Below are 16,222 nucleotides of genomic sequence, written 5' to 3' on the forward strand. Positions count from 1 at the left end.
CCAAATGCAAATGCAGGAGCAGACAAAGAATTAACATGTACTGTAACATCAATTGCTTTGAGCGGTTCATCAAGTACCCAAGGAGCAACTTTTGCATGGGTTGCCAGCAATGGTGGACATATCGTTTCAGGAGCTAATACTGCAACACCAACAGTTGATATGGCAGGTACGTATACTTTGACCGTAACCAATCCAGCCAATGGATGTACTGCAACCGACGTGGCTTTAGTAACATTAAACAATACCCCACCTAATGCAAATGCAGGAGCTGATAAAGTGTTGACTTGTACTATAACATCAATCGCTTTAAGTGGTTCATCCAGTACTCAAGGAGCAACTTTCGCATGGGTTGCCAGCAATGGTGGACATATTGTTTCAGGTGCTAATACCGCAACACCAACAGTTGATATGGCAGGTACGTATACTTTGACCGTAACCAATCCAGCCAATGGATGTACCGCAACCGATGTGGCTTTAGTTACTTTAAATAATACCCCTCCAAATGCAAATGCAGGAGCAGATAAAGTATTGACTTGTACTATAACATCAATCGCTTTGAGTGGTTCATCAAGTACTCAAGGAGCAACTTTTGCATGGGTTGCCAGCAATGGTGGACATATTGTTTCAGGTGCTAACACTGCAACACCAACAGTTGATATGGCAGGTACCTATACTTTGACCGTAACCAATCCAGCCAATGGATGTACCGCAACCGATGTGGCTTTAGTAACATTAAACAATACCCCTCCAAATGCAAATGCAGGAGCTGATAAAGAATTAACTTGTACTGTAACATCAATTGCTTTGAGTGGTTCTTCAAGTACCCAAGGAGCAACTTTTGCATGGGTTGCCAGCAATGGTGGACATATCGTTTCAGGAGCTAATACTGCAACACCAACAGTTGATATGGCAGGTACGTATACTTTGACCGTAACCAATCCAGCCAATGGATGTACTGCAACCGACGTGGCTTTAGTAACATTAAACAATACCCCACCTAATGCAAATGCAGGTTCTGATGGTTTAATATTGTGTGGTACTTCTTCAGTAATGTTGTTTGGTTCATCAAGCACTCAAGGAGTAACTTTTGCATGGGTTGCCAGCAATGGCGGAAATATTGTTTCTGGTGCTAATACAGCTACTCCAACAGTTAATGCTGCTGGTACCTATATATTAACGGTTACTAATCCAGCTAATGGATGTACCGCAACTGATGTGAATATGGTAACCGTACAAATTTGTTCTGCAGCATTGTGTACTTATACTCAAGGATATTATGGAAACATAGGTGGTACATCATGTGTTGATGGAAATTCATATACTACTAAAGGTTTAATTGCAAAAGCTTTAGCTTCGTATGGAGGAACAATGTATGTTGGTATACAAGGAGTACGTCATGTCTCAATTATGAATAATGATACTGACATAGATGCACTTATTTCTGTAATGCCAGGTGGAGGAGGAAGTAGTGTACTTCCAAGCCAACCTAATAATGGCTTGTTCTCAATTAGTAATTTACCACAATCTTTATTGAAAAAAGGTAATATTAATAATACTTTATTGGCTCAAACTATTGCTTTAGGTCTTAATATAGGTATCAATGGTCAACTTGGTAATTTTGAATTAAAAGAAGGCACTTTTGCTATTGCTACTCCAGAAGGAGGTTGTGGTTCGGATATTCCTAAAGTACGTTCTTGTAACCCTGATGGAACAGTGAATAACGAATATAAATATTACACTATTCCAAGTAATATTGTTACTGCTTTAGGAGGTAATCCTACTGTTCAAGGATTGTATGCTTTGGCAAATCAAGCTTTAGGTGGAGGATCTACTAATGGATTGTCACTTTCTCAAATAGCAAGTGCTGTTGATTTAATTAACAATGCTTTTGATGAATGTAGATTATTTGTTGGTTATGGTATTGAACCATTAGAGTGTCCAGTTACTTTGATTAGTACTTTTTCTTTAACTTCCGAATTTGATTTAGCTGGTTTTACCGCGAGTCCAGTTCCCTTTAAAAACGAATTAAATATCAAATATGATTTTGATTATGTTTCTAATGTTAAAATTGAAGTATTCAATTCTCAAGGTCAGGTGGTTTTTACACAATATGATACCAATAGTTATTTAGGTAAAATAGTGACTTTAAATCTGAATTTTAGTGATGAACAAGAGCAGGTTTATATTGTCAAATTAACCACTGATAAAGGTTCTAGTACAAGGAAAGTAATGTCCTCGTCTAATAATTAATTTTTTAAACATATTTTGTAAGTAAGCACCCGTTATTATGCGGGTGCTTTTTTTATGGCTAATAGTTTTATTTTTTTAAGGAAGAATAGAAAAGTTAGTTGGGAAATAATTTTTGGCACAATTAATGGTTAAAGGATTAAAAGACCATAACCTTTTAAAAATTTATATCATGAAAAAAATAATAACACTTTTTGCCTTTGTAAGCTTTTTAGCTGTTTCTAGTTGTACAACATCAGATGATAATTTTCAAGAAGATAATGATACAATACCTTATGCTTTTGAAATAAAGAATGTTAATTTAGGAAGAGTTGCGGATAATGAATATAATTTGAGAAGTACTTTTCAGTTTGAAATTAATGATAATTTACGTGATGATGAAACAGTTTTAATTTATCGATTAACATCTACGATTAATTCCAATACTCCTGTTTGGCAATTAATTCCAAGAACCATTTATTTTAATAATGGAGATTTAGTTGATTATTTTTTCGATTTCAGTAAGGTAGATTTTTTTATTACTGCTAAAGCTAATTTTAATTTGCTTAATAGACGAGAATATATCGATAATCAAACTTTTAGAATAGTTCTTATTCCTTCTGATTTAGCTGCTTTAATGGATACAAGCAATTATTCAGAAGTAATGAACACATTGAAAATATCTGACAATCAGGTTCAAAAAGTAAAACTATAAAGTTTGAAATCTTTTAAGATTATAAAAAACCAGTCTGTTTAAGACTGGTTTTTTTTTAGGGAGGATTAAAATTATTATGGATTTGTAGACCAAATGCTGCTGTTTTTAATAAATACGCGTCGGTTGAGCTTTAACTGAGCAATAATTAATTCGGCCATATCTTCCGCTTGCATTACCTTGTCTGGATTTCCATCGGTTAAGTTTAAATCTTTAGCCATATCAGTTGCTACAGTACTTGGTGTTAATGCTGTAACGCGAATGTTGTGTTTGCGCATTTCTTGCATCAAAGAATCCGTTAGCCCAAGAACCGCAAATTTAGAGGCGCTATAGGCACTTGTTAGTGCATTTCCAGCCAATCCTGCAGTAGAAGAAATATTGATAATATCACCTGATTGTTTTTCTATCATGTTAGGAATTACGGCACGAGTTACATAGTAAATTCCCATTAAGTTTACTTGAATAATACGTTCCCATTCGCTAGGCTCTAAGTCTAAGAATTTTCCAAAAGCTGCTATACCTGCATTATTGATAAGAATGTCAATGGTTTTAAATTCGGCTAAGGCTTTTTCTACAGCGGCGTTTACAGAATTCATATCGGCTACATCAGCAGTTAATGCTAAAGCTTTTACTCTTAATGCGCGTGCTTTGGCAGCTACGTTATCAATTTCTTCTTGGGTTCTGGCAACTAAAATAACATTTACGCCTTCTTTAGCTAATGCCAATGCAATGGCTTTTCCTATTCCTTTTCCAGCTCCCGTAATCAGAGCGGTTTTGTTTTTTAAATCGTTCATTGTATTTGTTTTTAGGGTATTGTTGTTTTTATTCTTTTAAAACCATGTCTATGCACAACACAGCAGCAAGGATTAATTTTCGGTTTTTATGATTTTGAGGAACGGTATCATGAATTTGTAAAATATAATTATCGGCTGTTGTAAAAAGTTCTTTTCCCAGTCCGTTCCATTTTTTGGTTACCTGTGCCAATTCTTTTTGGTTTTGTGTTAGTTTGAAATCCCATCCCGTCCATTTTCCTTGTAGTAGGCAAACTGGTTTTCCATGTTCATCAGTCACTTCAAATTTACCGCCTATAGACCAAAATTTTTGTTTGAAGAGTCCTATAAGTTGTTCTTTTTCGTTAAAAACCTGTACATCCGAACGAAAAAAAGTGGTACCACGTTTCATAGTAACTATTTTTTCGCCAGTTATAGTTGCTATTTCTATGTTGAAAGGTGTGTTTCTTTTGTATTTAGAAAAGCGAAATAGTTTGGTGAAAAAGCCAAGATTATGTTCTCTACAATTTAAAATATGCTCGTTAGTTTCAGGGTCAAAAATATCGTAATTGTTGGCAGCCTTAAAAATACCAAGATGTTCTTTAACTAGAAATAGATTTTTATTTAGCATCCTATTTTTTATTTAATGTTAGTTTGTATATCGTACTTTGAAGCGCTTCTGAATCACTGTCTTCGCAAAGTAGGAATTCAATTTTAGAGTTGTCTTTTTTGTAAACACTTAGTCCTTCAAATTTATTGGTAGTACTAATTTTTTTAGTAAAATCTATTTTCATGGTTTCTAAATCGATGCGTCCAATAATACTTCCTAATATGCTTCCATCGGCATAGGTGGATTGAGTATTTTCGGCTGTAGCCAAAAAGTAAAGTTTGTTGTCTACTAATACGCCATCGGTAAAACTAGTACGTACTCCTTTTATTTTGGGCAGTTTGTAGTCATTAGACATCAAACTGAATTCTTGGTCTAGTTTTTTAGCATGAACACTAAAAAGTGTATTTCTATTTTCAGGACCATTGCCACGATTAAAGAAATACCAATTTTCACCATCGTAAATACTTCCTTCTAGGTTAAAATCTTCGGGTTTTATGGAAGCAAAATTTTGCATCACCGCGTATAAATTAGCCAGATTGTTGCTGACAATTTTCTTTTTTTGATTTTCATCAAAAGTAATCATACTATTCCTTTTAGGGGAAGAACCGGAACCAAAAACATAAATAGTATCTTGGAATGCGGTCAAGGATTCAAAATCAGCTTTTTCTTTTTTAGGAGTGTTTTCAGTAGGATTGGGTACTAATTCATGACGTTTTAAATCTTTAGAATCCATGTGGTACTCGTATAAGTAACCGCTGTTATCGCTAACAATGTACAATGCATTGTCTTTGAAGAGAAGTCCTGAGGCAGAACCGATTCCGATGATGTGACATAAAATTTCGAGTGTGAATTTTTCCATATATTTTATTTTGAAAACAAATTTTATAACCCAGATTACATCACCTAGCATTTATTTACAAAGGAGTTCAGTGAACTTCGTTTGTATCGGTACCTTTTGTTTACTTTATTTAAGTGAACAAAGATAGGGCAGATAGCTGGGAATGGCTCCAAATATTAGTATTTAAAAGGCTAAAATTATAGTATTTATTCCTTATATTTGAGAGTATAATGTTAAAATATTTCTTATGAAATCGATTAATCCAGATGATTTTAAAGTAACAAACCCTATCAGGCTGTCTGAAATTCCGACAAATTTAAATAACGATGCTAGTGATGATGCTAAGGAAGAAAAACTGGATAAAGTACAGGAAAAGTTGAGTGCGTTACAGGATGTGATGTATGCCCACAATAGATATGGAGTGCTTATTTGTTTGCAAGGTATGGACACTTCTGGAAAGGATAGTTTAATTCGGGAGGTTTTTAAGGAATTTAATCCGCGTGGCGTGGTGGTGCATAGTTTTAAAACACCAAATTCTTCGGAGCTGGAACACGATTATTTGTGGAGGCATTATTTGGCTTTGCCAGAAAAAGGAAAATTTGCTATTTTCAATAGGACTCATTATGAGAATGTTTTGGTAACCCGCGTACATCCCGAATATATTTTAAACGAAAATTTGCCTGGAATCGAAAAAGTAGAAGATATTAGACCTGAGTTTTGGGAAAACAGAATGGAACAAATTCGTAATTTTGAAAAGCACATTACCCAAAACGGAACTGTTGTCCTTAAATTTTATTTTCATTTAAGTAAAGAAGAGCAACGTAAACGTTTGCTACGCCGATTGGAGAATATGGAACATCACTGGAAGTTTTCGCCTGGAGATTTGAGAGAGCGGGAATATTGGGATACTTATATGCAATATTATGAAGAAGCTATCAATAAAACCGCTACTGAAAATGCGCCTTGGTATATTGTTCCTGCTGATGATAAGGAAATGGCGCGCTATATTGTAGCTAAAATTATTTGGGAAGAAATGCAAAAACGAAATGATATAAAAGTACCTGATTTAGACGAAAAAGTAAAAGCTAATTTTGCGATGTACAAAGAGCAATTGTCTAAAGAGAAGTAGCATTTTGGTATAAAAAATTATAAAAAAAAAGCGGATTCATTTTTTTAATGAATCCGCTTTTTAGGAAATAGGGCTTGAATATTATAATTTGAAACCGTAAGCTAATCTAAGGGCTACTTGACCAAATCCTTGGCCTGGAGTTCCATCAGAATTAATAGTTGGGAAATCAGAATAGTGTTCGTAACGGGCTGAAATATCAATGTATTTCGTTGCATATCCAATTCCTGGGGCTAACAATAAAGAAGTTTTGTTGTAATTGTTAGTTACAGCAAATGCTGCACCTGCTTCACCCGTTAAATAAAATTGGTCATTCCATACAAAGGCTTTTAAACCAGCTTTAGCTGGGATAAATCCTAAGTCTTTTCCATCACTTTCACTTACAAATAAGTTGGTGTAACCTGTAGTTAAGGTTATCGAATACCTTTTAGTTAAATCATATTGCAATCTTGCATCGGCACCTAAAGTAAGTTTGTATGGATTTTCAGTGGCATAACCTGCATTTACTCCAAATCCTAGTCGGAAACCTTGGTCGTATTTTGCCGTTTCTTGAGCTTTTAAGCCATTAAAAGAAAATAGAGTCAGTGCCAGGAGCAAGATAGCTGCGATTTTTTTTGTTGTTTTCATGATTTGAGGTTTTTTTAATTATTAATTTTAATTGTCATTTATCCTAGAACGCATCTTAAAAAGTATTGTTCTCGAGCTAATAAACGAGACTAGTGTTTAAATGTTGTGATAAGCACTTTTTTTATGTGTTAAAAAAACAGTAAATATTGACTTTCAATAGTCTACAGTATGCATCAGTTGATTTTGTTTTTTTATAGCATAATCTATGGGAAATGTTTAGGCAATACATTGTTTTCTTTTTGTGAATTTTTATTAAAAAAGTAAAGCTATTCTTTAAGTTTTGGTAATGTTTAATTCATGTTGTTTTAAAAATCCTGAACTTTCTTTGCTTCGAAAAATTTAAATAAAACTATCAAGATGAAAAAAATTATTTTAGGATTGCTTTTAGGTGCGGCTTTTGTTTCGTGTGAAAATGATAAAAACGAATCAGACGTAATTTTAGCTGATCAATCTGTAACTCCTGTATTATTGAAGAAAAAAGCAGGTTTCGAAAAATTAGAGTTATTCTCTTTATTAACTTCTGATGATGTATTGCCAGAGAGTCCAAACTATGTTTTTGGAGGTTCAGCTGATGGAAGCGGATTATTAAAAAACACCGACGGTACTTATACCTTTTTAGTAAATAACGAAGATAATTTCTCTGTATCAAGAATTACCTTAGACAAAACCTTCAAACCAGTAAAAGGAGAATATTTATTAAATTCTAATGGAGGAACTTGGAGATTGTGTGGAGCTACTATGGCAACACCAGCAATTAACGGTTTTGGTCCTTTGTATTTAACTTGTGGTGAGTCTGGAGAAGAGTCTCGTACACATGGTGTAAATCCTTATGGAGATGCTGCTACAGCAAATGTTTCAAAAGAGTTACCAGGATTTGGACGTTTAAGTGCTGAAAATGCATTGCCATTACCAGCTTCTGCTTTTGCAGGAAAAACGGTTGTGGTTATTGGTGATGATGATTCAGGAACTTACGGTGGACAAGTATTTATGTATGTTTCTAATACAGTAGGTGATTTGACAAATGGTTCTTTGTATATGATGAAAAGAACCAATGACAATCAAAGAGAAAAGGATATGGTTGTTGGGGAGAATTACCCAGTTTCATTCGTAAAAATAGAAAACCATACGACTATGACTGGTGCTCAAATTAATGCTTCGGTAAATACTTTGAAAGCAATTAAATTTGGTAGAGTAGAGGATTTGGATTATAGAAAAGGTGGAAAAAAAGCAGATAGAGAAGTGTACTTCAATGTAACAGGTCAAAATACTTCTGGTGCAAATGCGGATGCTTCTAGAACAAAATACGGTAGAGTTTACCAATTGAATTTGGACGAAAACAATCCATTATCAGGAACTTTAAGTGTTTTATTGGATGGAGATGATCGTAACGGAATTGCTAAAACTTTCCAGAATCCAGATAATATTTGTGTAACTAAAAATTATGTTTACGTTCAAGAAGATGCTAATGGTTATGGAGACGAAACGCATGATGGATATATTTACCAATACGATATTGCTAAGAAAACAATGAAAGTTGTGGTTGAATTAGACCACCGTCGTACGGAAACAGATGCTGCTAAATACAATGTAGGAGGAACTTCTGGTTTTGGAGATTGGGAATATGGTGCTTTAATTGATGTTTCTGAGCAATTAGGAATTGATGATACTTTCTTATTAAGCGTTCAGCCACACACTTGGACAGCTGATAAATACAAAGGTGTTGATGGAGGTACAGGTCGTCCAAATGAAAAGCAAGCTAGTCAAATTGTATTAATCAAAGGTTTAGCTAGATAGTTAAAATTTTAAAATACTTATAAAAGTCCACGATTTCAAATTTTGAAATCGTGGCTTTTGTTTTCTCATTCCGTTTCTTTAATTATGAAAAAATGTTTCTTTTTTTTGTTGCTAATATTTATAGTTTCTTGTCAAAAAGAACCTAAAACAGCGCAAGTAAAACAATTATTTCAAACTGATATTCAAACTTTAATCCAATCGGTAACTGATTTAGAAGCTTTGATTCAGTCCAATGCCAGTCAGGAAAAACTTCAAAAACAATTTTTAGCAGCTCATTTCAATTATAAAAAAGTAGAAGTTTTTAGCGAATATTATTTTCCAGAAGTTTCTAAGGCTATCAATGGACCCGCAATTCCTGAATATGAGGAAAATGATGGACTGATATTAGATCCGCAAGGGTTTCAGGTTGTGGAAGAATTTTTGTTTCCTAAATATGACAAGGAATCAAAAGCCGAACTACTAAAAGAAATAGGCATTCTTTCGGCTAATTTAAAGCGTTTGAACCGAATTGCTGCATCAAATGAATGGACAGATGCTCATGTTTTTGATGCTTTGCGATTGGAAGTTTTTAGAATTATTACAATGGGAATTACCGGTTTTGATTCGCCTGTTGCACAAAAATCCATTCCAGAAACCATAGGTTCATTAGAAGGAATTCAAAAATATTATCAATTGTATGCAACTAATGATTCGGATGCTACTTTGAAAATTATCAATCAAGGGATTAGTTACTTAAAATCAAATCCTGATTTTAATAATTTTGACCGAGCGGTTTTTATTCAAAATTATGCCAATCCATTAAGTCGAAAACTATACCAGCAACAGCAAGATTTGAAAATTCCATTTTTTAATGAAATGCGAGGTTTGAAAACCAATGCGCAAACACTGTTTGATAAAGATGTTTTTGATGAAGAAGCTTTTTCGGGATTTCCAGATTATAAAACCACTAAAGAAAAAGCCGAATTAGGAAAATTATTGTTTAACGATCCCATTCTTTCGGGCGATAATAGTCGTTCTTGTGCTTCTTGTCACCATGCGGATAAGGCATTTACTGATGGAATGGAAAAAGCAGTTTCCTTTGACGGGAAATCATTTGTAAAAAGAAATACACCTACACTTTCTAATATTGCATTCCAACGGGTGTTTTTTTCGGATTCTAGAGTCAATTATCTCGAAGATCAAGCCGTTGCTGTGATTACTAACCAAGATGAAATGCACGGTTCCTTAGAAGTGGCAGCAGAGAAATTAAAAAAGAATCCAAAATACATGGAAAAGTTTGAGACTGCTTTTCCTCAAAAAGGAATCACAGCATTTGAAATCAAGAATGCATTAGCTTCATACATCAGAACATTGAGTAAATTCGATTCTAAATTCGATGCTTATATGCGTGCTGAGGTTGTTTTTACAGCCGATGAAAAAGCAGGTTTTAATCTTTTTGCGGGTAAAGCCAAATGTGCTACTTGTCATTTTATTCCGTTAACCAATGGAACAGTGCCTCCAAATTTTATGAAATCAGAAAGTGAAGTTTTAGGGGTGCCTGATGCCTATGGAAAATTAGATAAAGATTTAGGTAAGTACAATTTGACCCAAGCGATGATTCACCAACATTCGTTTAAAACACCTACGATTAGAAATAGTACTTTGACAGCTCCTTATATGCACAACGGTGTTTTTAAAACTTTAGAAGAAGTAGTTGATTTTTACAACGAAGGCGGAGGAAAAGGTTTGGGTTTTTTATTAGAAAATCAAACTTTGCCAGAAGATAAATTGAATCTAACGGATTTAGAGAAAAAACAATTGGTTGATTTTATGAAAACCTTGACCGATAAAAAATATTTAAAATAAGTCAGTAGTTTACCGTCACAAATTCACGAATGATTTTTAGAATTTGATTTTAAATGTAAAAAATCAATATTTCAAGAACATAATGATGGAAATAAAATTGGTGAATTTGTGGCTGTTTTTATTTTGGGTATGAGGCTCTTTCTTATTGAAAATATTATGGAGACAATCCTTGATATCGATTTGCTTCTGCTTACCTTTGTCGCCTTAAAAAAAACAAAGTGACTTTAGCAACTTATACCAAAGAGTTTTCTTATAATCTACGATTGGCCTATCCTATTATTTTGGGAATGTTAGGGCATACAATTGTGGGAATTGTAGATAACATAATGGTGGGTAAATTAGGGCCTACGGAATTAGCGGCAGTTTCTTTGGCTAATAGTTTTGTGTTTGTTGCCATGTCTTTAGGAATTGGCTTTTCTACGGCTATTACACCTTTAGCAGCTGAAGCTGATGGTGAACAAAATCTTGAAAAAGGAAGAAGCGTCTTTCATCATGGATTGTATTTATGTGCTTTTTTAGGTTTTTTTCTGTTTGTTTTGGTGTTTTTTGCCAAGCAGCTTATCGTTTTTATGGGACAACCTGAACATGTGGTTGAATTGTCTAAACCATATTTAGATATCGTAGCATTTTCTTTAGTGCCACTTATCATGTTTCAAGGTTACAAACAATTTGCCGATGGGATGAGTGAAACCAAATACTCCATGTGGGCAACTATTTTAGGAAATGTGATCAACGTAATATTGAATTACCTCTTCATTTATGGGATTTGGATTTTTCCAGAACTTGGCATCGTAGGAGCTGCTATTGGTACTATTGTTTCTCGTTTTGTAATGTTAGGATATATGCATTACAAGATGAATAGAAAGGCAAAGTTTCATCCTTTTTTTGAAGGTTTTTCGGTTAAAAAAATAAAGAGGGAAATGAACCTCAAAATCATCCGACTAGGTGGGCCTTCTTCTATGCAAATGTTTTTTGAAGTCGGATTGTTTACTGCTGCGGTTTGGCTCTCAGGAGTTATTGGTGTTGCTAACCAAGCCGCTAACCAAATTGCTTTGAGTTTGGCTTCTTTTACTTTTATGTTTGCCATGGGACTTAGTGTTGCGGCTACTATTAGAGTAGGCAATCAAAAAGGATTAGGCGATTATAAAAAAATGAAAATCGTGGCTTATTCTATTTTTCTGTTAGCAGTCTTGTTAGAGATTTTCTTTGCTTTGTTCTTTATTTTATTTCATAATATAATGCCTGCTTTATTTGTAGATATGAGTAATATAAAAGATTTGGCTGCTAATACAGAAGTGGTTTCTATAGCGGCTCAATTGCTTTTAGTAGCTGCTGTTTTTCAAATATCAGATGGAATTCAGGTAGTGGTTTTAGGTGCTTTACGTGGTTTGCAGGATGCTAAGGTTCCCATGTATATTACTTTTGTAGCCTATTGGATTGTGGGTTTCCCTGTTTCTATTTATTTAGGGTTGTATACAGATTTGAAAGCGGTAGGTATTTGGATTGGTCTTTTGGCAGGATTAACAACAGCAGCTTTATTTTTGTATATTCGCTTTGTTGGACTAACTAAAAAGTTACTTCTTCAAAAAACCAATTTGTAATCAATTATTCTGTAATAGAGTATTATAAAAAATCAATCCTATGGTTGTATTTATTTTTCTTGGAATTGTATTATTTATACTTAGTATTTCCGTAAAAAATAATCCAAGTCCGCTGACTAAATTCGCTTCTCTTTTTAAAATTGTTGGTTTTTTATCACTCCTTATCGGAATTTCTTCTTCTATGTTTCAACAAATCAATGCTGGAAAAGTAGGAGTAAAGTCTTTATATGGAAATGTAGAACCTGATATTTTAGAAAGTGGTTTGCATATTATTAATCCATTATTGGATGTGACTGAATTTGATATCCAAACTCAAAATTACACCATGTCTGCCGAGCATAATGAGGGAGCACAAGAAGGAGATGATGCTATTCGAGTTTTGTCTAATGATGGGCTGGAAGTGGTAATTGATTTAACGGTTTTATACCGTGTGTCACCAGTAGATGCGCCTAAGATTTTTAAACAAATTGGTGTTGATTATACGGATAAAATCGTACGACCGGTAACAAGAACTCGTATTCGTGACAATGCCGTTTATTATGATGCAGTAGCTTTGTATTCGACTAAAAGAAACGAATTTCAAGATAGAATTTTTGAAAATATTGAAGCCGATTTTAAATCAAGAGGATTAATTTTGGAACAATTATTAATTCGAAACATCAATTTGCCAGCTTCTGTAAAAGCAACTATTGAAAGTAAAATTAATGCCGAACAGGATGCACAAAAAATGCAGTTTGTTTTGTTAAAAGAAAAACAGGAAGCTGAGCGAAAAAGAGTAGAAGCACAAGGTATTGCCGATTATCAACGCATTATTTCCACTGGGTTATCGGATAAACAATTGCAATACGAATCGATTAAGACTCAAAAAGATTTGGCGGCATCGCCAAATACTAAAATCATTTTTATGAATAGTAAAGGCAGTGCTCCAATTATTTTGTCTGATAAATAATAAATAAATGTGGCAAACTTTGCAAAAAACTTTGCGAACTTTGCGGTTAAATAATTAAAAAATGGAATTACCAAAATTTGTGCTCGGCGACAATACCGATTTTCCGGATGATATTTTTATCATTCACTTAGATTATCCTAGATTTATCATCAACTTAAAAGATGATGAGGTTGAATTTCTTGAAGAACCTGAAGATTTAGACGAAGGAGAATTAAATACCGAGATGGAAGGTTTGATAGAACAAGCCAATGCTTTTTACGATAGAGAAATGGAACGCTACGAGCAAGATTAAGGTTTTGTTTTTAGCTTGCTACAAATAACAAAGCGGTTGCAAAAAGAGGAGTTGTCTTTTTGTGCCGCTTTTCTATTGTTTTAAAAAAAGCAGTTTTGCGATTTTTTTTGATAATTTTAAACCAGTTATGATGCTATTACATTAGTGGTTATCTTTGCGGCATTATGATCAATATTATTCTAATTTTTGTCTATTTACTCCTAGGTGTTGCCTTGCAACACGTCAAATGGTTTCCTTCAGATAGTTATAAACTGATAAACAAGTTCGTTGTTTACTTTTGTCTTCCGGCCTTAGCATTGTATTATATTCCTAAAGTTCGTTGGGATAATGAGTTGCTGTACCTTATAGGTGTCACTTGGATTGGATTTGCTTTAGCGTTCTTTTTATTCCGTTTTTTAGGAAAAAAATACGGCTGGTCTAAGAAATTAGTAGGTTGTTTGATTATTACAGCTGGTCTTGGAAACACTTCCTTTTTAGGGTATCCCATAGTGAATGCATTATATGGTTCTGAAGGATTAAAAATGGCTATTTTAGTTGACCAACCTGGGACTTTTGTAGTGCTTTCAACTCTTGCTGTTGTAGTGGCTACATTGTATTCTAAAGAAGCGACTAGCGGTGCTAAAATTGCCCAAAAAGTCCTGTTGTTTCCGCCTTTTATATGCTTTTTAGTGGCTGTTTTTGCTAATGTTTTGGATCTGGATTTTCATGATTATTTTCAATTGGCTTTCCAGAAATTAGGAAGTTTGCTTACTCCATTAGCAATGATTTCAGTTGGTTTACAGTTGCATTTTGATAGTCGAAGCCAACATTGGAAATTCCTTTGGATTGGCTTAACGTATAAATTAATCATAACTCCGGCCATACTATTTTTACTGTACGTAGTTATTTTAAAGCAAAATTCCTTAATGATTCAGGTAGCATTGATAGAGGCTGCCATGGCGCCTATGATTATGGCGAGTATTCTGGCCACTTCTCATGGGTTAAAACCCCGATTAAGTAGTATGATGATAGGTTTCGGAATTCCTATTTCATTTGTTACGCTGGCTTTTTGGTACTTAGTTTTAGAGTATATTTAAAATTTTAGGAGCAGAACAATTGCTTTCCCAAACTACTTTTACTCCTGCTATCCGTTTCAATCTTGTTTTCCGAAACCATGAAAAACAAGGATTTCCACTACTATCAGGGCTATGGAGATTGTTTTTAGTTCTAAAATATTTTTATTTTTTGTAGTGAATTATCTATATATTTGAGGAATGTTGAGCAGAATAAAACAGCAATTGATTAGATCTTGTATTTGTTGAAATAATGCTTAGTTATTAGATATGTAAAATTTAAAAATAGAAATATGATAATATATGGGACTAAAGCAGTGCATCTAAAAACTGCTAAATCTTCAAATGGAATTTGTCCAAATTGTAACACAAAAGGAGAATTATCTATTAATATATTTCGAAAGCATTTTCATGTTTTTTGGATTCCTTTATTTCCTTTATGGAAAAGTGGAATTTCAGAATGTAATTATTGTAAAAAAGTAATGAAACTTAAAGAAATGCCTGAAGGTGTAAAATTTGAATTTCAAAATCTAAAAGATAAATCTAAAGGTCCTATTTGGCAGTTTTCAGGTGTAATTCTTATCTTAATTATAATTGCAGTTAGTAAACTAGGGACTGAATCGTATGAAAAAAAGAAATTAGAGCTATATGCTTCTCCAATGAAAGGTGATGTGTATGAATATGTAATAAAAACAGGAAAATACTCAACACTAAAAATAGTAGCTGTTTCTGCCGACAGTATTTTCTTTGCACCAAATAATTATGAATCTAATAGTGTTATTCATTTGTTTAAAATAAATAAAGTAGAAAATTATTCTGATAAAATTTATTCAATTTCAAAAGATAAAGTAAAGAAAATGTATATGAGTGGGGAAATAATGGGAGTTAAAAGAGAATAGAGTTTTTTTAAGTATTTTATAGTTCTATGTTTTAAATTTGTTAAAAAGGAGATGTGGTTATTTATCTATGACTACAATCAAGAACAATCTAAATTACATCACTTCTCGCTTTAACAAATATTTATTCTTATTAAAATCGTCTATTAGTATTTTTTGACTAATTTTATAGGACTTATATAAAATTAGAAATTATGGCAACAATACGATTAGGAGATATAGCTCCAGATTTCAAAGCAGAAACAACGCAAGGAACAGTACAATTTCACGAATGGTTAGGTGATTCTTGGGGTGTTTTATTTTCGCATCCATCTGATTTTACACCTGTTTGTACTACTGAGTTAGGAACAGTAGCCAATTATTTTCCAGAATTCCAAAAAAGAAATACTAAGGTTATTGCGCTAAGTGTGGATGGATTGGAATCGCACCTTAACTGGATTAAAGACATTGAAGAAACTCAAAACGTAACGTTACAATATCCGATTATCGCTGACGAAAGCAAAGAAGTTGCTAATTTGTATGATATGATTCATCCAAATGCCAATGATACTTTTACAGTTCGTTCAGTATTTATTATAGGGCCAGATAAAAAAGTAAAACTTATCTTGACGTATCCCGCTTCTACAGGAAGAAATTTTGACGAGTTGCTGCGTGTTATCGATAGTTTGCAATTAACGGCCAATTATAGCGTAGCTACGCCAGCTAACTGGAAAGATGGTCAAGATGTGGTTATTTCTCCAGCTATTAAAGACGAAGATATTCCGGTTAAATTTCCAAAAGGGTTTAACCGTATTAAATATTATTTGAGAATGACTCCACAACCTAATAAATAATTTTCTAGGTTCAGAATAAAAAAAGTACAATAAGGAATTATTCTTATTGTA

At 33.6% G+C, this 16,222-nt stretch carries 15 protein-coding genes; 11 read left to right on the forward strand and 4 right to left on the reverse strand.

The genetic code is table 11. The features are described from left to right. On the forward strand, positions 1-2,250 hold a 2,250-nt coding region (locus tag AC4FRF_RS08445; RefSeq protein WP_491159050.1), incomplete at its 5' end, for a T9SS type A sorting domain-containing protein. A gap of 169 nt (positions 2,251-2,419) precedes the next feature. Then, positions 2,420-2,941, forward strand: a complete 522-nt coding sequence (locus AC4FRF_RS08450; protein ID WP_491159051.1) for a hypothetical protein — start codon at positions 2,420-2,422, stop codon at positions 2,939-2,941. 74 nt (positions 2,942-3,015) lie between these two features. On the opposite strand, the gene AC4FRF_RS08455 is transcribed toward AC4FRF_RS08450, so the two are convergent. Genes AC4FRF_RS08455 through AC4FRF_RS08465 form a run of 3 tightly spaced genes read right to left on the reverse strand, consistent with a single transcriptional unit; the run spans position 3,016 to position 5,177 of the window. Further along, the gene (locus AC4FRF_RS08455) at positions 3,016-3,732 is read right to left on the reverse strand and encodes a 3-ketoacyl-ACP reductase (protein WP_491159052.1); all 717 of its coding nucleotides are present in this window, start codon (positions 3,730-3,732) and stop codon (positions 3,016-3,018) included. Between the two features lie 28 nt (positions 3,733-3,760). Further along, positions 3,761-4,339: an LURP-one-related family protein gene (locus AC4FRF_RS08460; protein ID WP_491159053.1), complete on the reverse strand. Its 579-nt coding sequence runs from the start codon at positions 4,337-4,339 to the stop codon at positions 3,761-3,763. Between the two features lies 1 nt (position 4,340). Further along, entirely contained in the window at positions 4,341-5,177 is an 837-nt protein-coding gene (locus tag AC4FRF_RS08465) for a DUF6929 family protein (protein ID WP_491159054.1), read from the reverse strand. A gap of 226 nt (positions 5,178-5,403) precedes the next feature. Between AC4FRF_RS08465 and AC4FRF_RS08470 the strand changes: the two genes are divergently transcribed. After that, complete coding sequence (locus AC4FRF_RS08470) at positions 5,404-6,285, forward strand: PPK2 family polyphosphate kinase (protein ID WP_491159055.1); 882 nt, start codon at positions 5,404-5,406, stop codon at positions 6,283-6,285. An 81-nt stretch (positions 6,286-6,366) separates the two neighbouring features. On the opposite strand, the gene AC4FRF_RS08475 is transcribed toward AC4FRF_RS08470, so the two are convergent. After that, complete coding sequence (locus tag AC4FRF_RS08475; RefSeq protein ID WP_491159056.1) at positions 6,367-6,909, reverse strand: hypothetical protein; 543 nt, start codon at positions 6,907-6,909, stop codon at positions 6,367-6,369. 357 nt (positions 6,910-7,266) lie between these two features. On the opposite strand from AC4FRF_RS08475, the gene AC4FRF_RS08480 reads away from it, so the two are divergent. The 8 genes from AC4FRF_RS08480 to AC4FRF_RS08515 all read left to right on the forward strand — a co-directional run bounded on the left by AC4FRF_RS08480 (position 7,267) and on the right by AC4FRF_RS08515 (position 16,171). Beyond that, positions 7,267-8,703 carry a PhoX family protein gene (locus AC4FRF_RS08480; protein WP_491159057.1) on the forward strand — a complete coding sequence of 479 codons (1,437 nt, stop codon included), beginning with the start codon at positions 7,267-7,269 and terminating at the stop codon, positions 8,701-8,703. 84 nt (positions 8,704-8,787) lie between these two features. After that, entirely contained in the window at positions 8,788-10,548 is a 1,761-nt protein-coding gene (locus AC4FRF_RS08485; protein ID WP_491159058.1) for a cytochrome-c peroxidase, read from the forward strand. A gap of 218 nt (positions 10,549-10,766) precedes the next feature. Continuing rightward, complete coding sequence (locus tag AC4FRF_RS08490; protein WP_491159059.1) at positions 10,767-12,149, forward strand: MATE family efflux transporter; 1,383 nt, start codon at positions 10,767-10,769, stop codon at positions 12,147-12,149. Between the two features lie 40 nt (positions 12,150-12,189). Continuing rightward, complete coding sequence (locus AC4FRF_RS08495) at positions 12,190-13,098, forward strand: prohibitin family protein (protein WP_491159060.1); 909 nt, start codon at positions 12,190-12,192, stop codon at positions 13,096-13,098. A gap of 61 nt (positions 13,099-13,159) precedes the next feature. Then, positions 13,160-13,390: a DUF8828 family protein gene (locus AC4FRF_RS08500; protein WP_491159061.1), complete on the forward strand. Its 231-nt coding sequence runs from the start codon at positions 13,160-13,162 to the stop codon at positions 13,388-13,390. A gap of 164 nt (positions 13,391-13,554) precedes the next feature. Further along, on the forward strand, positions 13,555-14,466 hold the full coding sequence (locus AC4FRF_RS08505) for an AEC family transporter (RefSeq protein WP_491159062.1): 912 nt from the start codon (positions 13,555-13,557) through the stop codon (positions 14,464-14,466). Between the two features lie 269 nt (positions 14,467-14,735). After that, complete coding sequence (locus AC4FRF_RS08510) at positions 14,736-15,341, forward strand: hypothetical protein (protein ID WP_491159063.1); 606 nt, start codon at positions 14,736-14,738, stop codon at positions 15,339-15,341. A 191-nt stretch (positions 15,342-15,532) separates the two neighbouring features. Further along, on the forward strand, positions 15,533-16,171 hold the full coding sequence (locus AC4FRF_RS08515) for a peroxiredoxin (RefSeq protein ID WP_491159064.1): 639 nt from the start codon (positions 15,533-15,535) through the stop codon (positions 16,169-16,171). Positions 16,172-16,222 lie beyond the last annotated feature (51 nt).

The sequence above is a fragment of the Flavobacterium sp. ST-158 genome (assembly GCF_058309975.1).